This window comes from Rhodopirellula sp. UH5 (assembly GCF_056839225.1).
The window spans coordinates 4019897-4039579 of record NZ_CM166390.1 but is presented as its reverse complement, the minus strand read 5'-3'; the positions used below and the strand labels follow the sequence as shown (position 1 = coordinate 4039579).

Here is a 19683-nt window from a genome sequence, read left to right as displayed (position 1 = left end):
GTATGCGGGTTCGTGGATCGACATTCCGTGTTAAAGTCTGTCGTGCGGTTGGACGCGGCGGCGGAAACAACGTCCCATTTCACGATGACTTCTCTTCCTGTTGGGCGAAGTCCTTTTGGCGAGCGATCGTCCCAATGATCTTCTCATCCGGTTTTCCCGCACGATGACTGAATCGACCGACACTTCTCTCGAAAGCCAAGGCGAAACCTCCGGACACCACAAAGGTGGTGCCCGCCGCGCGATCGTTCGCGGGTTGGGGGTTGTTCTGCCTCCCCTGTTGACGATTGTGGTCTTGATTTGGGCTTGGAATGCGATCGAAAACTACGTGTTGTTGCCGGTCGAGACTGGCATTCGACGCTTCGTGCTGATTCCAGCGGTGAGCGAGACATACGAACAGCCACCGGAAGGTTCGATCATCAATGATTCGCCGGACGGATCCCAGGGAAAACTCAATCAACGCGGCTTCACTTACAAAGGTTTGTCGTACGTTCCCGATCCAACCGGACGACGTTTCCTGCCGGGGTACGTTGTCCAGCGAGTTGATTCGGAGATCGATGCGTTTGGACCCGCTGCGGTTCCACCCAACAGTGCGATGGGTTACTGGGATCGTTTCGTCCAGCTTCAGTACATGCCGCGATCGGTGGTCGTCCCGGTCTTCTTGATCGTGTTCTTCATGCTGCTGTATTTCCTCGGGCGTTTGTTCACCGGGGGAATTGGGCGATGGTTCGTGACGACGTTTGATGCCGCGATTCTGCGGATCCCCATCGTCAACAAGGTCTACGGAAGCGTGAAGCAGATCACGGACTTCGCGTTTGACGATCGACAAATCGAGTTCAATCGCGTGGTCGCGATTCAGTACCCGCGCGATGGCATCTGGTCGCTCGGGTTTGTGACCGGCAATGGCATGCGTGAGGTTTCCGAAGCGGCTGGCGAACCGATGTTGAGCGTGTTGATGCCAACCAGTCCGATGCCGATGACCGGGTTCACGGTCAGCGTTCGCCGCAGCGAAGCGATCGACTTGAATTTGACAATCGACGAAGCCTTGCAGTTCATCGTCAGTTGCGGCGTGGTGGTCCCCATCAATCAGCGATACGACTTGCCCGGCGGGAAACCTGCCAAGCAGATTGTGGTTCCAGCGATTGGGGATGCCGTCGCCCGGGACGGTGCCACCTCACCAAGTGCTTGAGGAGACAAATGCCCGAGGGACGCTGAATGCTGAATGATTTCTCATTCGTTCCAGGGCAGTTTGCAGACGCCCCATTGGCCCGCGTTTTCATCGACGGCGACTTCGATCGATGACAATGCATCGCCGAATTGTTCTCGTGTTTGTTCGCGAACGTTTTCTGCGATCACACGAGCGATCTCCTCTGCCGTGGTGTTGATCACCGGCAAGAGGATGCAGTCCTCGTTGGGAAAGACCCAGCGTCGTTCTCGAAAACGTGCGGTGGTTTCGGTCTCGTCCTGCGTGATCAAGATCTCTTTGTGATCGCGTGGCAGGATCACGTGGTGGTCGAGTGCCTGGGTTTGCTTCAGCACGGCATCGCGCAGGGCGATGAAGTCGACGACGTAACGGTTCTCATCCAGCGGCCCTTCCACGCTGACTCGGACGCCGTAATTGTGCCCATGAATGCGCTCGCAAATGTCGCCCGCGAACGTGATGAAGTGTGCAGCGGAGAAAATGAATTGTTCTTTGGAGACGTCGACGCGAAACGTGGCTGACATGAAGTGATGGCATTCAAAAAGGAGTTGTGAAGAAAGGCGGTACTCAGGAACGATCGGGCAGGGCCATGTGAGCCGTTTGGGCGTTCGCCTGGACTGCTGAATGTTTGGCGTTGTGACGCACTGTGGTCGCGTCAGTTTTCATCCCGGTAGGGATGTCAGATGGTAGCCGTCGGTAAGCGGTTGCGCCACCGACGAACACGTAAAACCCACGTCACCACTCTCCATCCCGCCGTGGCCGATGGCCACGGCGGGATGGAGAGTAGTTCTTGGGGGCTCGTTTGCCGGGGGTACGCTGCTACGCAGCAACCCCCGGCTACCATCTGACATCCCTACCGGGATGAAGAAAGGCGGAAGAAGAGTTGCATCCGCTATCGGAGCGTCAACACCAAACATGGACCAGTCCAGCGCTAGCCCCGTTGAGTGCGGGAACCGTGGTGAACGCCCAAGCGGCTCGCATGCCCGATGACACCTGCGTACCCGTTTGGATGCGGCGCAGAACCAATCATAGACGAGTGTCCCCTCAGGAGCACGTGACGCCCGTGTTCGGTTGAGGTTGTGCTAACTTGTGCAACCAGATTGCTTGTTTGGGTTTGCTGTTGGTTGATGCCTTTGCGGGGTTGGTTTGAATGGAAGCGTTGATGGAAAGGCTCTCCGAGATGGAGTGGCAACGTGTCGTCCCCGAAGTGTTTGGCAAAGCGGTGGGCGTTCTGCTGGGAATCGCGATCAGTTGGTGGGTGCTGTTTCGCAAGCGTTTGAAATACCTGGACCGGCTTCGTCGTGGCGATTCGGACGAACTGCTCTTTCAGGCCCACTATTTATTGCCGGTCGATGAGGAAGATGGGACGGTGCAGTTGGTCTTTCGCAACGTTGCTCCCAGGCGAACGATCGACGATGCTTACGACAATCCTTCCGCTCGGGAGACACTGCGTCAGTTGGCTCGTTCGACAACCTTGAACGCACCGATCGTGCCGACGGAAGGTCGAGTCGGATTCGAGATCCTGAATGACGCTGCCAGCATTCTGACCGGATGGCTCGCGACCTCCTCCATGCCCCGCAAGGTTTGGTTGTTCTGCATGACGTGCGAGGACCGCCATGTGGTTCGCAAAGAATGCATCCGTTGCTTCCTGTTCCAGGAGGATGAATTGCTTCGTTTTGCGGATTGGCGTTGGTGCCGCGATCACGTTCGTGTTGAACGACCTTGGCATTGGTTGCGAGTCGTGACGCTGCACCGGATTGCTTGCTACCACCGGGATGAACAAATTGCTTTGCCGGTCGTTCCTGACCGCAGTATCCCGCTGGTCGATGATCAACGTCAGCACCGCCGGATCATGCGTTTGGCGCTCGGGGTGTGCGATTCGGAAGTGGCGACCAGCGAGCCGTGTCGCGTCGATTGGGGCGATAAAGAACCCATCTTGATCCGGCGTGGGGTGTTAATGTCTTCTCAGACGCCTTCGTCGCCCAGGAAGGGGGAGTCGGAGGTCTGAGTGTCACAGATGCTCAAATGACACATTACAATGTCGGCTCGTTCGGTCCGGGGCAGGCACGCGCTGAAGGTGCTCGTTCCGGCTGACTCAATGCATTTGACACACGAGGATCACCGATGAAATCCGCCCGCTCTGTCGTCTCGTCCGCCACCCCCACGCCATCACAGCCGAAATTGGGAGCGACGGTCGATCGTCGTCAATGGATGCAGTGGACCGGGGCCACCATGGGACTGGCCGCCACGTCACACCTGAGTGCACCGGTGGCGAAAGCCGCCAAGGACATTGACCCCGATCGGCCGTTGAACTTGGCCGTCATTGGGATCGCCAATCGCGGTGCTGCCAACGTGGCTGGGGTGCAGTCTCAGAACTTGGTCGCGCTCTGTGATGTTGATGCAAACTATTTGAAGGCGGGCGGAGAACGATTCCCAAAAGCCAAGCTGTATCGCGATTACCGCGAAATGCTTCGGGAAGAAACCGAGCTGGATGGGGTGGTGATCAGCACGCCGGATCATCATCACGCACCCGCAACCATTCGAGCGATTGAGCAAGGGCTGAACGTCTATTGCGAAAAGCCTTTGACTCACACCGTTGCTGAGGCTCGCGCCATTCGACTGGCGGCCAAGGAAGCAGGGGTGGTGACTCAAATGGGAACGCAGATTCATGCCGGTGGAAACTACCGCCGTGTGGTGGAGATGATCCAAGACGGGGTGATCGGCAACGTCACTCGAGTTCACGTGTGGGTTGGCAAGGGCTGGGGCGCGACTGAGTTGCCCGCGCCTCAAGGTGAAGCACCCGACAACGTTGACTGGGATCTGTGGCTTGGCCCCGCACCCAAAATCGCCTACACGCCAGGTTTGCACCCTGCTTCGTGGCGCCGTTACCGTGCCTACGGTGCTGGCACACTCGGAGACATGGGGTGTCACTACGTTGACTTGCCATTCTGGGCATTGGGTTTGCATCTTCCATCGAGTGTTGTTGCGGATGGGCCACCCCCATCGGATGACTACTGCCCAACCGGTTTGAAGGTCCGCTATCACTTCGATGCAACCGACAAGCATGACGAGTTGGATCTGACTTGGTACGACGGTGACCGTTCGCCCAAAGAACTGGAAGGCATCTCGGTGCCAGGCAGTGGCGTTCTGTTTGTGGGCGACAAGGGAATGATGATCGCGACATACGGCAGTTACACGCTGCTTCCCAAAGACAAGTTCGCGGACTTCAAACCGGCGGCTCCGCGGATTGCTGATTCGATCGGTCACCACATGGAATGGATGCAAGCGATCCGAGGGCAGGGCACTCCGCTTTGCCAATTTGATTATTCCGGACCGTTGACCGAAACGGTTTTGCTGGGCACCGTCGCTCACCAATGCGGGCGGGAGTTGAAATTCAATGCTTCGGACATGGTTTGCACGGGCGACGAGCAGGCCACCTCGCTGTTGAGCAAAAACTACCGCGAGGGCTGGTCGGTGGATGCGGCGGCCCGCACGACCGTATAGACTGTTGCCCTCTTTCGCCGATCGGATTCCATTTGGTTCGTGAAAGATAAAAAAACGAATTCGTGAACGACCGGCCGTTTCTGGACGGTCGTTCACTTTTGGGTGTCGTGCCCAACCCCGCCTCCATCCCCCCGCTTTTCGTCTGTCCCCACAAGATGAAATCTCCCTCCCACTCTGCCGCTCGCGATATGTCCCGTCTGTTCACTGCAGGCAATCGCTTGCAAGGCATCGTGCCTCCTTTGATCACCCCCCTGAGCGCTCGTGATGAGCTGGACCAGGAGGGATTGGAACGCTTGATCGAGCATGTCATCGACGGTGGCGTTTCGGGGGTGTTTATCCTGGGAACAACCGGTGAGGCACCCAGCCTGAGCTATCGATTGCGGCGTGATTTGATCACCATGACCACACGGTTGGTCGCCGGACGCGTGCCTGTGTTGGTGGGAGTGACCGACACCGCGTTTGTGGAATCGACCGCACTGGCTCGTCATGCGGCGGATGCGGGAGCGGATGCGGCGGTCCTGACCACGCCGTACTATTTCCCAGCCGGCCAGACGGAACTGACGGCGTATGTTCAGAACATCGCTCCTGAAATTCCGTTGCCGTTGATGCTTTACAACATGCCGGGATTGACCAAGGTTTGGTACGAAATTGAAACCTTGAAGAAGCTTTCAGAAATTCAGTCCATCGTGGGTGTCAAAGACAGCAGCGGTGATCTGGATTACTTCCGCCGTCTGTGCGAATTGCGAAACGAAGTCCGCGATGATTGGTCGGTCTTGCTGGGCCCCGAAGCCCTGCTGCCAGAGGCTCATGAATTGGGCGGTGATGGTGGTGTGTCGGGGGGAGCGAACGTGATGCCACGTTGTTTCGTGGATTGTTACGAAGGGCTGACAACGAATGACGCGGCCAAGACGGAAGCGGCGATGGTCAAAATTCGGCGTTTCCAAGACATCTATGACGTTGGCAAGTATGCGTCACGTCATATCAAAGCCACCAAGTGCGCTGCGTCGTTATTGGGGATCTGCAGCGATCTTCCCGCCGATCCATTTCATCGCTTCTTTGAACCCGAGCGGGAGAAAGTGGCCGCGGTCCTGCGTGACTTGGGAATCCTATGATTGCGGCGATGGCGTTCACGGGCCTGGACTACACGGTCCTGGTTGTTTACTTCGTCGCCATCATGGCGATGGGGTTTTACTTCTGGGCCCGCAACCGATCGGCGGATGATTTCTCCGCCGGTGGTCGATCCCTTCCCGGTTGGTTGTGTGGGCTGTCGATTTTCGCGACTTACTTGAGCAGCATCAGTTATCTGGCGCTGCCCGGCAAAGCGTTTGTCGACAACTGGAATGCGTTCATGTACTCGCTGGCGATTCCGATCGCGGCTGCGATCGCGGTGCGTTGGTTTTTGCCGCTTTACCGAGAGAGCGGTGAAGTCTCCGCGTATTCGCTGTTGGAGCGGCGTTTTGGGCTTTGGGCTCGGCTCTTTGCCAGCGGGTTTTACCTGCTGTTTCAGATCGCTCGGATCGGCGTCGTGATGTACCTGATGGCGTTGCCGATGGCGGTACTGTTTGGATGGGACATCCGATTGGTCATTGCGTGCACCGGAGTGGTGGTCACGATTTACTCGTTTGTGGGCGGGATCGTCGCCGTGATCTGGGCGGATGCGATCCAGGCGATCGTGTTGTTGGCCGGAGCGATTTTGGCGTTGGCAATCTTGTTGCTGGGCATGCCAGGTGGACCCGCCGAAGTGTTGTCGGTTGCGAACGAAAACCACAAATTCTCTTTGGGCGACAGTTCTTTCCTGGTGTCAGAATCGACGATCTGGGTCGTGTTGGCATTTGGGTTGTTCGACAACCTACGTAACTTTGGCATCGATCAAAGTTACGTGCAGCGCTACATCGCTTCTCGGTCGGATCGCGAAGCGGCCAAGAGCGTTTGGGTGGGCGCGTTGTTGTATGTCCCCGTCAGCGCGTTGTTTCTGTTCATTGGATCGTCGTTGTACGCCTACTACGAAGGGCATCCTCAAGACCTGGATGAAGTCCGGAGGATTGTTGCCGAACAAAAACTGATGCAGGCAGGTGTCTCCCTGGACGCCCCAGATTATTCGACGCAGTTGACGGAGATGTCTTCGAGTTTGTCCGAAGGTGACTTGGGCGATCGGGTGTTCCCACACTTCATCGCGGCTCACTTGCCACAAGGTGTTCGTGGGTTGTTGATCGCAGCCGTTTTCGCGGCCGCGATGAGCACTGTTTCGACGTCGCTCAATTCATCAGCGACGTTGGTGATGAGCGACTTTTACAGGCGGTTGTTTCGGCGGGATTCGACGGACGCCCAGAACATTGGTGTGTTGCGATTGTCGACCATTGCTTGGGGAGCCATGGGAACCGCGATGGCACTGGCGCTGGTTCGATTGACCGACAGCACCCTGGATGTTTGGTGGACGTTGTCGGGTGTGTTGGGCGCCGGGATCGTCGGTTTGTTCTTGCTCGGAATCACGGTGCCGCGTTTGCACGGGGCGCCGGCCATCACCGCTTTCGCGATTGGTGGTTTGGCGATCGCCTGGATGACGATTTCTCAAACCAGTGTCTGGCCCGCAGCATGGGAGGCATATGCCAACCCGATGGACAAATTCATGACGATCGTGGTGGGCCCATGCTTGATGATCGGTTTGGGATTGCTGTTCACGACGATCGGTCTGACGGGTGATCAGGCTTCGCGAAAGGACTGGAGCGAAAGTTGAAGTCCCTTCAAGATGTGATTCGATGCCGCTTCATGCGCCGCTTCTGCATTCCCGTTTTGAATGGCGGTGAAGATTTTTTCGTGCTCGTTGCAAGTGTTCTCCATCACGTCAGCACCTTGGCGGTGCATCCAAATACCAAACACGCGAGTCAGAATGTTGGACTGAGTGGAGGTTCGAACGAGTGTGTGGTTGCCGGTCGCTTCGACGATTCGCAAGTGAAAGTTGTGGTCCGCCTGGTTGAATTGGTAGGCGATTTCCTGGCTTTCTTCCGGCGAGTCGGTTTGCTTCTGGCGTTCCACCAACTCCCGCATGGTGTTGTATTCCTTCGCGATCAGCTGGATGTCTTCCGACGTCGAGCGTTCCGAAGCACGCGCGGAAGCGAAGGGTTCGATCAGATTTCGAACCTCATAAAGCTCTTGCACTTCCGGTTCGTTGATCGATCGCACGACGGCCCCGATTTGAGGCACCAATTCGACCATGCCCTCCGTCGCGAGCTGACCGGCGGCTTCTCGAACCGGGGTTGCCGACACGCCGATTTCTTTGCCGATCGGTCCATACAGCAATCTGGTGCCAGGTTTGAATTCACCCGAGATCAGCTTTTGACGCAGATGATGATAGGCACGGCTGGCGTGCGTTTCGACTTGGTGACGCCCTGGAGTCATTGTCGTGGAGTGGGTGTGGGGAGGGACGAGATGGATCCGGGGCCGATGCGTCGGAACGCGATCGGGTCACTCATTCTAACAGCGAGGCAACATTGGTCCTATGCGTCTATAGATGACAGGCAGCGTTATGAGCGTGCTGAAGTCGATGCATGGACGACCGACTCAGAGCAGGCGAAACGATTGGGCTCATGGCAATGCAAGTCATGGGTGGCGGCATGATTTCCCAGCTCACTCATCGTCAACAGCATCATCATCTGACCAACACGCATGTTTGGTCTTGGGATGGGCGATGGGTCTACTACGACATTCGCAGTGATGCCGACGGGGCCGTCTTCGATGGTCCGCGAATTGAGCGTGTCAACACGAAGACCAGCGAAGTGGAAGTCGTGTACGAAGCCTCGCATGGTGCCTGCGTTGGCGTCGCGACCGCCAGTCCCACGGAAGACAAGCTCGTTTTCATTCACGGGCCGGAGGACCCCACGTCGGATTGGAATTACTCGGCTTCTCATCGCCGTGGCGTCGTGATGTGTCCCGGGCAAGCTTCGTCGGTGCAAAACTTAGACGCTCGCGACATCGTGGATCCTTTCACGCCGGGGGCACTTCGTGGCGGCAGTCACGTGCACGTCTTTGACGATGAAGGCCAGTGGGTCAGTTTCACTTATGAGGACCATGTGTTGGCGATGGAGCCAACCGGCGGTCAGAAGAATCAACGCAATGTGGGGGTGTCGATTCCGCACCAGCCTGTGTCGGTGCCGAGCACGCATCGCCGCAATCACGAGGGGGCGTTCTGGAGTGTTTTGGCGACACGGACACACGATCGACCCGAACCAGGATCCGACCAGATTTGCAAAGCCTACGAAGACGCTTGGGTGGCCAAAAAGAAAGGTCAGGTCCCAAGCGGCAAGACCTCAGCAAAGGCCTTGGCGTTTTTAGGCGACGTGGTCATTGAGACGGACTCCATGCAAAGAGGAGGGGCGTCGTCCGGGACGCAAGAGCATCCGCGGAAGACGGTTCCGGAATTGTTTGTGGTGGATTTGCCGGTTGATTGTTCGGTTGCGGGATCGGAGCCTTTGCAGGGCACCGCGACCACGCGTCCGGCACCGCCAGCCGGAACGGTGCAGCGGCGTTTGACCCGCACCACCGACCGGCCGTATCCAGGCGTGGCAACGGATGTGCGGCATTGGCCGCGAAGCAAACCGGATGGCAGCGAAGTCTGTTTTTTAATGCGAGATGACCACGGTGTGATTCAGTTGTGGTCGGTGCCGCCGGATGGTGGGTCGCTCAAGCAAATCACCCGTGGGAAAGAGTCGGTCGCGTCCGCATTCACTATTCATCCCGGCGGCAACCATGCGGCATGTGTGATGGGGAACTCGGTGTGCGAAGTCGACTTGAGTGATGGACGTGTGGAGACATTGGCGGAAGGTGGAGAGCAGTTTCGCTGTTTGCCTTTTGCGGTTGTGTACTCGCCTGATGGAAGTCGCGTTGCCTTTGGCGGCGCTGTTTCGAGTGGCGACAAATCATGCAACCAAGTCTTTGTGGTCGACTCAACAGCGGATTGAGTACCGCGGTGGATGAAACCTGTTGGACTGTGAGAATCAAACCTACCCGCCACTCTGGGCAATGTGTCTGGAAGCGGCGAGCAACCTGAGAAAGCGAGAGCAACCATGAGTGTTTACAGACGGTCGTTGCAACCATTGGCGTTGGCAATGGGATTGGGATGGATGCTGTTGGTCCAAGGCGGGCAACTGTTGAGTGCGGACGAGAACGTGAAGTTGATGCCGCTGAAGTACAACAACCCTGGGTTGGAAGTTGACTTGGGCGTGGGGCTGTGGGCTTATCCGCTGCCGATGGATTACGACGGTGATGGTGACTTGGATTTGTTGGTTGGCTGTCCCGACAAGCCTTCCAATGGGACCTTTTACTTTGAGAATACAAGTCAGGACCCAAGTGTCAAAATGCCGGTCTTCGAAGCACCGGTGCGACTCGGGCGGGCGTTTCACAACATGTTGGCGAGCGAAGTCAACGGTGAATCGCGGGTTTTGATTCCAGGCAAGTACTTTGCACAGGACCCGTCCACGGGGAAGTTTGATTTTGACAAACCCACCGGTATCTCCGCGCCGGCGAAACCGCTGGCCACTCCGGGAGCCAGGATTCGCGGCAACATGTGGCGTTACGTCGACTACGACGGTGACGGCGATCACGACTTGATCGCAGGTGTCGGCGATTGGTCCGATTTGGTTTGGGACCATGCTTACGATGAGAAGGGCGATTGGCACAACGGGCCGCTGCACGGTTATGTGTTCTTGATGTCCAATGCCGGGGACGATGCCAAGCCGGATTACAAAAAGCCCGAGATGATTTTCGCGGGCGATCAACCCATCGATGTTTTTGGGTGGCCGTGTGCAAGCTTGGTGGACTTCGATGGGGATGATGACCTGGACATGATCGTCGGGAATTTCCTGGACTACTTCACTTACTTTGAAAACGTGGGGACTCGTGAAAAGCCTCGTTATCAAACTGGGAAAGAGCTCCAGGATGTCGATGGCGAACGGCTGACGATGCACTTGCAGATGATCACGCCAACCGCGATCGACTGGGACCGCGATGGTGACGCCGATTTGATCGTGGGGGATGAAGACGGTCGCGTTGCGTTCATTGAAAACACCGGCGAATTTCGCGACGGCCAACCTGTGTTTGAGAATCCCGTTTACTTCCGCCAAAAAGCTGACACGCTGAAATTTGGTGCCCTGGCAACGCCCTATGTGTCAGATTGGGATCAAGACGGTGACGATGACATCATCTGCGGAAACACAGCCGGCAACATCGGATGGTTCGAAAACCTTGGTGAAGGCGAAGGTGGTTTGCCGAAGTGGGCGGAACCCGTGTTGCTGAACGTTCGGGGGGAGGATGGAGCGGAAGAACCGTTTCGGATTTTGGCAGGCGAGAACGGATCGATCCAAGGTCCCTGTGAAGCCAAGTGGGGCTACACCACGTTGTCACTCGCTGACTGGGATGGTGATGGCGACGATGACATCATTTACAACTCGATCTTGTCGGAGGTCGGTGTGTTGCTCAATGAATCTGGCATCTTGGTGGAACAGGATTTGGAATCCGCTCCCGTCGAAAGTCCACCAGCCTGGTACCCTTGGAAACCAGCTACGAAGAGGTCTCTGACGCAGTGGCGGACAACACCGGTTGCTCTGGATTTCGACGGCGATGAGGAACTGGATTTGGTGTTGATGGATCAGGAAGGGTATCTGACGCTTCGTCGTTCGGCGGGGGACGCGGAGCGATTGTTTGTTGATGAATCAGGTCGCCCGATTCGTTTGGCAGTTGGCACCGCTGGTCGATCTGGTCGCGTCAAGATCGCCGTTGCCGATTGGGATTCCGATGGGCGTTTGGATGTGTTGATCAACTCTGAGAATGTGACCTGGTATCGCAATGTCGCTGATCAAGACGGCAAGGTCGTGTTGAAGCGAGTTGGGAATTTGGCTCGCCGCAATGTCGCGGGTCACACGGCCAGTCCCGCGGTCTCTGACTTCAACCGAGACGGGAAGTGGGATCTGATCGTTGGAAGTGAAAACGGTCGGATTTACCACATTTTCCATGACGATTGCATTTCGTTTTCGGGAGCAGAGGTCGCCGGGGATGTGCAGTTCGAAAAAGCGTTGCCAGCCCAGCCGGTTGATCCCAAGGTGGATCGCGAAGACGCGATCTCATTTGATTCCACGCGGGGCCGGATTGCCGCTTGGATCGAATCGAACAAGGAGGAGGCGAAGTCCGACCTGGTTCGGTACCGTTATCATGATGGAATCAAATGGTCCGGTCCGATGACGGTGCTTTGGGATCAGCCCGATTCCGGAAAGGTCGAATGCACGAAGTTGCGTTTTGATCCCAGCAGCGAAGACGGCCGAATCGTGCTGAAGTTTGACGCTCAGGTTGGCGATGCAACGCAAACCGTGTCGAAGATCAGCTACGATCGGGGGCGTTCGTTCCGCGATTCCAAGTGATCTTTGCACGCGAATTCTTGGATGACTGATTGTTCACGATGGGTTCAGAGGGTCTGAACCCATCGAGGGCGAGTTTTTGTTTCTGCTTTTTATTCACACGATCCGACATCTTATGCCTGTCATTGCTCTCGGTCTCGATTTTGGAACGGAGTCCGTGCGTGCCATCTTGGTGGATTCCGAGGGCCGCGAAGTGGGTTCCGCGGTCAGTCCGTTTGAGCATGGGCAGATCGTGGATTCATTGCCGGGCAGCGATGAGCCGTTGCCAGAGCGATACGCTTTGCAGTGCCCAGCGGACTGGATTCAGTCCGCCGCGGCGGCAACGAAAGAAGCCGTGGCCAAGGCTGGTTTGACGGGCGAGGAGATCGTGGGCATTGGCGTCGACTTCACCAGTTGCACGATGTTGCCGGCCAAGCACGACGGGACGCCGCTTTGTGAGTTGGAGTCGCTGCAGTCACGTCCCCTGGCTTGGCCAAAGCTGTGGAAGCACCATGGAGCGCTGGAGCAAGCCGAACGCATGACTTCGATCGCAAGGGAACGCGACGAGTCGTTTTTGAGGCGGTATGGCGGTGTGATCGGGTTGGAATGGTTCTTTCCCAAAATGCTGGAGACGATTGAACAAGCTCCTGAGATCGCTGAGTCTGCGGACGTGTGGTTGGAGGCAGGCGATTGGTTCGTGTGGCGACTGGTCGGTGGTGACAGCGATTCGTTGGTCCGTTCGACCTGTCAGGCTGGTTACAAAGCAATGTGGTCGGCCGGCGACGGTTATCCGTCGCAAGACTATTTTCAGGCCGTTCATCCGAAGCTTGCCGAGGCGGTTGCCAATCGGATGCCCGGTCAATCGGCGGAGCAGATGCGGTCACCGGGCCAAGTGGCTGGGCAGCTGACACAAGCGATGGCAACCCAGTTTGGGTTGCCCGTTGGGGTTCCCGTGTCGGCCGCAATCATTGATGCTCACGCCGGTGTGCCAGGAGTTGGTGCGGCCGAGCCAGGCACCTTGGTGATGGTGCTGGGGACCAGCAGTTGCCACATGCTCAACGCGACCAAGATGGTGGACATGCCCGGTGTGGCTGGCGTGGTGGAGGGCGGCATTTTGCCTGGATTGTTCGGCTATGAAACGGGGCAGGCGGCGGTCGGAGATGCGTTCGCTTGGTTGCGGAAACTACTGAATCGCGATTCGTTCGATGACTTGGCCGAGGAAGCGATGAGCTTGCCTCCCGGTGCCGAGGGCGTCTCGTGTTTGGATTGGATGAATGGTTGCCGAACGCCGCTGATGGATGGTTCGGTTCGCGGGGCCTTCACCGGGTTGGGAATGCAGCATGGCCCCGCTCACCTTTATTTGGCCTTGATGGAAGCGTCCGCCTTTGGTGTCCGCTGGATCGTGGAGATGCTTCGTCATGGGAGTGCTGATCTGCCGGAGGCGAATCAGGCTGAGCCGACGAGCTCAAGCAACAAGGGCGTGCCGATCGATCGCATCATCGCCACCGGCGGTTTGCCACACCACAACCGAGCCTTCGTGGAGGTGTATGCGGACGTGCTGGGGATGCCAATTGAAATTCATCCTTCCTCGCAGGGGCCAGCGGTTGGTGCGGCGGTTCTGGGGATGGTTGCGGCTGGTCCCGAGAAGACACCGTTTTCCAGCATCGCTGAGGCTGCGACCGCGATGGCTTCTGTTCCCGAGAATCAGCGAGATTTGATTCTGCCTCGCTTGGAACGAACGCAAGCTTACGAACAACTGTACGGTCGCTACAGGCAATTGGCCCACGCGGTCGCTCAACGACGAATTTGAAATCCTCTTCCTACTCTTCAATGGCTGACGAGACGATGCCTCAAACGATCACACTGATTGCCTCCGGCGACTTACGAGATTCCGCGAACCAGGTTTGCTGGGAGGCCCAGAAAGAAATGGAGTCGCGGTTGATCGCTGCGATTGAATCTTTTGGCCACCAGGTCAGTCGCGGGCACGAGTTCGATGAAGCTCGCGGGCATGGGTTCATTCGGTCGCAGCGGCAGGGAATGGATGTGTTCCGGGCCATTGACCCCAACGCTCCGCTGATTGTTGCAGAAGCGGTCTGGCAGTACTCGCATCATGTTCTGGCTGGTTTGATGACGCATCGCGGGCCGATCTTGACGGTGGCGAACTGGTCAGGGCAGTGGCCGGGGTTGGTCGGGTTGCTGAACCTCAATGGGTCGCTCACCAAAGCAGGGGTTCAGTACAGTTCGCTGTGGAGCGAGGAGTTCTCGGACGCCTTGTTCCTGGGCAAACTGAAGAGTTGGTTGGACACGGGGTCTGTCTCACATGAAATGGACCATGTGACGCCATTCGAGATCACCAGTTGCGATGCAAACGCACGGGCGAAGGCGTTGGAAATCGCAGACACGATTCAACGCGAAAAAGCGATTTTGGGTGTGTTTGATGAAGGCTGCATGGGAATGTTCAACGCGATCATTCCCGACCACTTGCTTCATGCGACGGGAGTTTTCAAAGAGCGATTGAGTCAATCGGCGCTTTATCATGAGTCGCAACAGGTCAGTGACGAAGAGGCTCAGGCCGTCCGCGATTGGTTGAATCAGGCGGGAATGAAATTCCATACTGGGCCCAATCACGAAACCGACCTCACCGACGCGCAGATTCTTGGTCAGTGTCGTGTCTACATCGCGGCGATGCGCATTGCGGATGACTTCGGTTGCGATGCCATCGGGATTCAGTACCAGCAGGGGCTGAAGGACTTGTTGCCCGCCAGTGACTTGGTGGAAGGCATGCTCAATGATTCCGTTCGCCCGCCCGTCTTCTCTCGCGATGGATCTCGGGAACTGTATGCCGGCGGTCCCTTGACTCACTTCAATGAGGTCGATGAGTGTGCGGGACTGGATGGGCTGATCACCAACCGGGTTCACAAAGCGTTGGGGCAGCCGGTCGAGAACACGCTGCACGATTTGCGATGGTCCGATCGCGATGCCAGCGGCACGACCGAGGAAGAGGTTTGGGTGCTAGAAATCAGTGGCGCCGTACCTGCCTCGCACTTTCAAAACGGTTGGGCGGACGCCGAAGGGTTCCGTCAGCCACCGATGTACTTTCCATCAGGTGGGAGCACCGTTCGAGGTGTCTCGAAACCCGGTGAAGTGGTTTGGTCGCGGATTTTTGTTGCTGACGATCGGCTGCACATGGATTTAGGGCGAGCAACAGCGATCGAATTGCCAGCGGAAGAAACGCAGCGACGCTGGGATTCAACGACGCCTCAGTGGCCGATCATGCACGCGGTTCTGCATGGGGTTTCTCGGGATGAGATGATGGCACGCCACAAAGCCAATCACATTCAAGTTGCCTATGCAAACTCGGCGGAAGAAGCGGACTTGGCGATGAAAACCAAGGCCTCGGTCGCGGATCAGTTGGGCATGATTGTCAGCTACTGCGGCGTTCGTCCGGACGCTCCCTGAGTCAAACGCACAGCAATTGGTTCCATTCGATTACACCATTCCAAGGGGTTTCCTTGGTTCCCGGAGAAATGAAATGACATTGAGACAATCAGCTTTCACTACGAAATCCGCTGCATGGCTTGCCCTTGTTTGTGGCATGCTCTTGTTCGGTGGTGTTGGGTCGGGGGCGGTCGTTGCAGATGAATCGTTCACCGCGATGACCTACAACATTCGCTATTTGAATTCTCACGATCGACTCGACCTTTGGTCGATGCGGCGTTCGAAGGTGATTGAAACCATTGCGTCTTCGGATGTTGTCGGGTTGCAAGAAGTCACGGTGAAGCAACTGCGTGACGTCCAGGCAGGCACGCCCGAGTGGACTTGGTATGGGGTGGGGCGCGATGACGGAGAAGAAGGTGGCGAGTTTGCTCCCATCGGATATCGTCATGATCGATTCGAAGCGGTGGACCATGGGACGTTGTGGTTGTCGGACACGCCCACCGTGGTGGGATCGAAAGGCTGGGACGCAGCGTTGCCTCGCACGATGACTTGGATGGTGCTGCGACACAAAGTGGATCGAGCTGAATTCTTGGTGATCAATTCCCATTTTGATCATCGAGGATCGCAGGCACGCGAAGAATCTGGACGCCAGGTTGCTGAGGAGGTCGATCAGCGTGCAGTGAATTTGCCGGTGATCGTGATGGGCGATTTCAATGCGACGTCCGAGTCCGCGCCGTTGAAGGCGTTGCAAGCTGGGAAGCGCGTGTCGTTGCTGGACGCTCGCGACATGGTCGAAGGAAAACCCACCGGTCCAACGGGAACTTGGAATGGATTCAAAGCCATTCAGCCTGATCGCCGGATTGATCACGTGCTGGTCAGTGACCGTGTCACGGTGCAGGAATACAAGACGCTGGACCCGCGAACCGAAGCTGGTCGTTTCGCGAGTGATCACTTGCCGATTGTGATTCGCGTTGAGCTGAAGTAGAGCGGGCCTGGGCGGTTTCCTCTGACAGGAAAGGCTGGCCTTGGGGTGAAAACCCAAGGCTTTCGGCTGCTGTCGCTCCGCGACTGGTGGTGCGTGTCCGGGGGATTGAACAACCGCGGAGTGGTGGCAGTTGTCAGCCTTGGGTTTTCAACCCGAGGTCTCGAGCATCACCCCTGACTCGGACAACCGCGGGGCGGCGACAGGTGACGAGCGATGAGATGGGGGAGATTGAAAAAGTAAAATTGTAAATTGACAAATCCGGGCGGTTGGGCCGGTGACGGGACGCGAACCGGAGGAGCGTTCGACGGCAATCCTCGCCCCGGATGGGGCCGGCGTTCTTAGCTCGGGGTGGAAGCCCCGAGATTGCTGGCGCTGGGGCGTTGATCGTTCAACGAGTCGGTTCAGCTGAAGTCGGGGAGGCGAACCAATTCGCCACCCTTCATGGCCGATTGATGGGCGCACAAACCGGTGCAGGTCCAGTTCGCAGCGGTCGGCGCGTTGGGCCACGGATCGCGATCCTCTTTCACGGCGGAAATGAATTCGTGCACCATGTGTGGGTGCGATCCGCCGTGGCCGCCGCCTTGCACGAACGACAGATGGTCGGCGTCGTGGATTTCAGCAGGCAGCGTGAAGCGTTGGATTGGCTCAGGCAACAGGTGCGCGAAGTCAGGGATCTCGATCTTTTCCGGGATCTCGTTTTCGGGTTTCTTCGCGGTGTGAAGAACGTGTGGTTCGTTTTCGATCAGCGTCCACTCGAAGCTGCGTTTGGTTCCGTAAACATCGAAGCTTTCACGGTATTGCCGAGCAACGTCGTAGAGGAACCGCCAGATGTGAGCGGTGATGTCGCTGTCTTTCAGTTTGATGTGACAGCTTTCCACTGCGAATGGGCTGCCTGACTTCTTGGCGATGTCTTCACGGACGGTGCCGGAGCCGAAGCAACTGACCGATTCTGCGATCGCGTTCGTCAAACCTAAGCAAGGGCTGACGACGTGGGTGGCGTAATGCATCGGGATCATCTCTTCCCAGTAGCTTGGCCATCCGTCCATGTCTTGCGGGTGAGAAGCAGCGAGGTGCTGGATCTTTCCCAGTTCGCCTTTCTCGTACATGTCTTTGATGAACAGGAATTCCCGGCTGTAGACGACCGTCTCGGCCATCATGTATTTCAAACCGGTCTCTTTGACCTTCTCGCAAATTTGTTGGCACTCTTCGATGGTCGTTGCCATCGGGACCGTGCACATCACGTGCTTGCCGGCATCGAGAGCCTTCAGGGACATCCAGGCGTGATCCGCGATCGGGCTGTTGATATGAACGCACTGGACTTCTGGATCGGCCAACACCGCGTCGTAGTCGGTGTAGCGGCGATCGATGCCAAATTGATCGCCTGTCTTGTTCAGCTCGGTTTCGTTGCGTCGGCAAATTGCCACGACGTCAGCGTCCGGATGAGCTTGATAGATCGAAATGAACTCCGACCCGAAGCCCAAGCCGACCATTGCCATCTTCACTTTGCCATCACTCATCGAATGGGGTGTCCTTTGCCATCGAATTTATCAAGGGAGGTTGAATTCGACGCTCAGTATAAAGGGATGTCCCTGGGGGCAGATGTGAAATGGCGAAACGCAGTTGTGATATTTGACGTTTCAGGTCGGTTGGCGGGAATGATTGGGGAGGAGCATGGGAGACCGTTTGAACGTTCAGCAGTGTGGCAGGAATGATCGGGCGAAATCATGTGAGCCGTTTGGGCGTTGGCTCCGGTTGTACGTGGGAGCAACGACGCTTACCGAAACAGTCCAAATGCCGAAAGGCTCCTGCCGACCTGCTTGGAAAGTGCTTTTGGCTGGGGGAAGGGTGGAGGCGATTAGCATTCGCTGATGTTGACGGCCAAGCCCCCGCGGGAAGTTTCTTTGTAGCGAGCGGACATGTCCGCGCCGGTTCGCTTCATGACGCGGATCACACGATCCAGGGAAACGAAGTGTTTGCCGTCACCGCGAAGGGCGAGTCGGCTGGCGTTGATCGCCTTCACCGCTCCCATTGCGTTGCGTTCGATGCAGGGGACTTGGACGAGTCCTTTGATCGGATCGCAGGTCAGTCCAAGGTTGTGTTCCATGCCAATCTCGGCGGCTTCTTCGACTTGGTGTGGCGTCCCACCGAGTGCGTCGGTGAGGGCTCCCGCGGCCATCGAGCATGCCACGCCCACTTCGCCTTGGCAGCCAACCTCAGCTCCCGAGATCGAAGCGTTGCGTTTGTAAAGCGATCCAATCACGGCGGCGGTCAGCAGGAAGCGTTCGATGGTTTCGTCGGTGACATCCGGGCAGAAACGCTGGAGGTAATGCAGCACCGCGGGGATGATTCCCGCGGCCCCATTGGTCGGTGCGGTGACGACGCGTCCGCCCGCTGCGTTCTCTTCATTGACCGCCAATGCATACAGGTCGACCCAGTCCAGGACGCACAATGCATCTCGGTCCATTGGGGCGCTCCGCTGGGTCAGTGATTGGTAGAGAGCCGGGGCGCGTCGTTCCACCTCCAGGCCGCCGGGCAGGATGCCTTCGGTTTGGCAGCCTTTTTCGACGCACTCCTGCATCACGGTCCAGATCCGCTGAAGGCCAGTTCGAATTTCTTCTCGGGACCGGAACGTCAGTTCATTTCTCAGGGCGAGTTCGTTGATTGAAATTTGGTGCTGTTCGCAGAGTTGCAGCACTTCGTTTGCGGACGTGAAAGGGTAGGGCACTTTGGACGAGCACTTTTGGTGTGCGGTGCCAGTTTGTCCTTCGCGATGGATGAAGCCGCCGCCAATCGAGAGGAACGTGGCGTCGAGGGCTGGCGTGTTGGGATCGTCGTCCGTGAAGGCTGTGAAACGCATCGTGTTGGGATGCATGCCTTTGACCGCTCGTCGGTGCATGACCAGATCGGTGGCTTCGGAGAACGGAATGGGGTGGTCACCATTGAGTGCGAGTCGCTTGGATTCGCGAATGGAGGCGAGTTTCGATGCCACCGTGTTGGTATCGATCTGGTCAGGGGTTTCGCCTTGAAGTCCCATCAGCAAGGCGATGTCGGTTTGGTGTCCCAGTCCGGTCAGGGCCAGCGAGCCGTAGAGGTCGATTTGGACCCGCGAGACGCGTCGCAGCAGGCTGGTTTCTTGCAGTTCTTTCAGGAACGCTTCGGCGGCTCGCATCGGGCCC

The 19683-nt window shown here is 57.2% G+C and carries 13 protein-coding genes and 1 pseudogene; 10 read left to right on the top strand and 4 right to left on the bottom strand.

Going from position 1 to position 19683, the window contains the following annotated elements; genetic code table 11:
- The first annotated feature begins 2 nt into the window (after nucleotides 1-2).
- A pseudogene (locus tag UH5x_RS14500) lies at nucleotides 3-1186 on the top strand (DUF502 domain-containing protein).
- Nucleotides 1187-1227: 41 nt separating this feature from the next.
- Here UH5x_RS14500 and UH5x_RS14495 read toward each other — a convergent pair.
- Entirely contained in the window at nucleotides 1228-1722 is a 495-nt protein-coding gene (locus UH5x_RS14495) for a 6-pyruvoyl trahydropterin synthase family protein (RefSeq protein ID WP_482632803.1), read from the bottom strand.
- Nucleotides 1723-2360: 638 nt separating this feature from the next.
- On the opposite strand from UH5x_RS14495, the gene UH5x_RS14490 reads away from it, so the two are divergent.
- From UH5x_RS14490 to UH5x_RS14475, 4 genes are all read left to right on the top strand, one after another.
- Nucleotides 2361-3206, top strand: a complete 846-nt coding sequence (locus UH5x_RS14490; protein WP_482632802.1) for a hypothetical protein — start codon at nucleotides 2361-2363, stop codon at nucleotides 3204-3206.
- A gap of 116 nt (nucleotides 3207-3322) precedes the next feature.
- Complete coding sequence (locus UH5x_RS14485) at nucleotides 3323-4702, top strand: Gfo/Idh/MocA family protein (protein WP_482632801.1); 1380 nt, start codon at nucleotides 3323-3325, stop codon at nucleotides 4700-4702.
- Nucleotides 4703-4890: 188 nt separating this feature from the next.
- On the top strand, nucleotides 4891-5814 hold the full coding sequence (locus UH5x_RS14480) for a dihydrodipicolinate synthase family protein (protein WP_047815893.1): 924 nt from the start codon (nucleotides 4891-4893) through the stop codon (nucleotides 5812-5814).
- Nucleotides 5811-7436 (top strand): sodium:solute symporter family protein, encoded by a 1626-nt coding sequence (locus UH5x_RS14475; RefSeq protein ID WP_482632800.1) that lies wholly within the window; start codon nucleotides 5811-5813, stop codon nucleotides 7434-7436. The genes UH5x_RS14480 and UH5x_RS14475 overlap by 4 nt, the downstream gene beginning before the upstream one ends.
- On the opposite strand, the gene UH5x_RS14470 is transcribed toward UH5x_RS14475, so the two are convergent.
- Entirely contained in the window at nucleotides 7403-8098 is a 696-nt protein-coding gene (locus UH5x_RS14470; RefSeq protein WP_482632799.1) for a GntR family transcriptional regulator, read from the bottom strand. The two genes, UH5x_RS14475 and UH5x_RS14470, sit on opposite strands and share 34 nt — an antisense overlap.
- A gap of 188 nt (nucleotides 8099-8286) precedes the next feature.
- On the opposite strand from UH5x_RS14470, the gene UH5x_RS14465 reads away from it, so the two are divergent.
- The 5 genes from UH5x_RS14465 to UH5x_RS14445 all read left to right on the top strand — a co-directional run bounded on the left by UH5x_RS14465 (nucleotide 8287) and on the right by UH5x_RS14445 (nucleotide 16507).
- Complete coding sequence (locus UH5x_RS14465; RefSeq protein WP_482632798.1) at nucleotides 8287-9657, top strand: YidR family protein; 1371 nt, start codon at nucleotides 8287-8289, stop codon at nucleotides 9655-9657.
- 105 nt (nucleotides 9658-9762) lie between these two features.
- Nucleotides 9763-12108, top strand: coding sequence for an FG-GAP repeat domain-containing protein (locus tag UH5x_RS14460; protein ID WP_482632797.1), 2346 nt, complete (start codon nucleotides 9763-9765; stop codon nucleotides 12106-12108).
- Nucleotides 12109-12220: 112 nt separating this feature from the next.
- Complete coding sequence (locus UH5x_RS14455; RefSeq protein WP_047815890.1) at nucleotides 12221-13894, top strand: ribulokinase; 1674 nt, start codon at nucleotides 12221-12223, stop codon at nucleotides 13892-13894.
- Nucleotides 13895-13914: 20 nt separating this feature from the next.
- Nucleotides 13915-15543: an L-fucose/L-arabinose isomerase family protein gene (locus tag UH5x_RS14450; protein ID WP_482635998.1), complete on the top strand. Its 1629-nt coding sequence runs from the start codon at nucleotides 13915-13917 to the stop codon at nucleotides 15541-15543.
- Nucleotides 15544-15679: 136 nt separating this feature from the next.
- Nucleotides 15680-16507 (top strand): endonuclease/exonuclease/phosphatase family protein, encoded by an 828-nt coding sequence (locus UH5x_RS14445; RefSeq protein ID WP_047815888.1) that lies wholly within the window; start codon nucleotides 15680-15682, stop codon nucleotides 16505-16507.
- A 401-nt stretch (nucleotides 16508-16908) separates the two neighbouring features.
- Here UH5x_RS14445 and UH5x_RS14440 read toward each other — a convergent pair whose 3' ends face one another.
- Nucleotides 16909-18024 carry a Gfo/Idh/MocA family protein gene (locus tag UH5x_RS14440; RefSeq protein ID WP_047815887.1) on the bottom strand — a complete coding sequence of 372 codons (1116 nt, stop codon included), beginning with the start codon at nucleotides 18022-18024 and terminating at the stop codon, nucleotides 16909-16911.
- A gap of 338 nt (nucleotides 18025-18362) precedes the next feature.
- The gene (locus UH5x_RS14435) at nucleotides 18363-19676 is read right to left on the bottom strand and encodes an L-serine ammonia-lyase (RefSeq protein ID WP_236696467.1); all 1314 of its coding nucleotides are present in this window, start codon (nucleotides 19674-19676) and stop codon (nucleotides 18363-18365) included.
- Nucleotides 19677-19683 lie beyond the last annotated feature (7 nt).

What these genes read in the sequence shown, in the direction of transcription:
- UH5x_RS14455 (WP_047815890.1), top strand. Translation starts at nt 12,221, where the DNA reads ATGCCTGTCATTGCTCTCGGTCTCGATTTTGGAACGGAGTCCGTGCGT.
- UH5x_RS14450 (WP_482635998.1), top strand. Translation starts at nt 13,915, where the DNA reads ATGGCTGACGAGACGATGCCTCAAACGATCACACTGATTGCCTCCGGC.
- UH5x_RS14445 (WP_047815888.1), top strand. Translation starts at nt 15,680, where the DNA reads ATGCTCTTGTTCGGTGGTGTTGGGTCGGGGGCGGTCGTTGCAGATGAA.
- UH5x_RS14480 (WP_047815893.1), top strand. Translation starts at nt 4,891, where the DNA reads ATGTCCCGTCTGTTCACTGCAGGCAATCGCTTGCAAGGCATCGTGCCT.
- UH5x_RS14470 (WP_482632799.1), bottom strand. Translation starts at nt 8,098, where the DNA reads ATGACTCCAGGGCGTCACCAAGTCGAAACGCACGCCAGCCGTGCCTAT.
- UH5x_RS14495 (WP_482632803.1), bottom strand. Translation starts at nt 1,722, where the DNA reads ATGTCAGCCACGTTTCGCGTCGACGTCTCCAAAGAACAATTCATTTTC.
- UH5x_RS14475 (WP_482632800.1), top strand. Translation starts at nt 5,811, where the DNA reads ATGATTGCGGCGATGGCGTTCACGGGCCTGGACTACACGGTCCTGGTT.
- UH5x_RS14460 (WP_482632797.1), top strand. Translation starts at nt 9,763, where the DNA reads ATGAGTGTTTACAGACGGTCGTTGCAACCATTGGCGTTGGCAATGGGA.
- UH5x_RS14435 (WP_236696467.1), bottom strand. Translation starts at nt 19,676, where the DNA reads ATGCGAGCCGCCGAAGCGTTCCTGAAAGAACTGCAAGAAACCAGCCTG.
- UH5x_RS14490 (WP_482632802.1), top strand. Translation starts at nt 2,361, where the DNA reads ATGGAAAGGCTCTCCGAGATGGAGTGGCAACGTGTCGTCCCCGAAGTG.
- UH5x_RS14440 (WP_047815887.1), bottom strand. Translation starts at nt 18,024, where the DNA reads ATGAGTGATGGCAAAGTGAAGATGGCAATGGTCGGCTTGGGCTTCGGG.
- UH5x_RS14465 (WP_482632798.1), top strand. Translation starts at nt 8,287, where the DNA reads ATGGCAATGCAAGTCATGGGTGGCGGCATGATTTCCCAGCTCACTCAT.
- UH5x_RS14485 (WP_482632801.1), top strand. Translation starts at nt 3,323, where the DNA reads ATGAAATCCGCCCGCTCTGTCGTCTCGTCCGCCACCCCCACGCCATCA.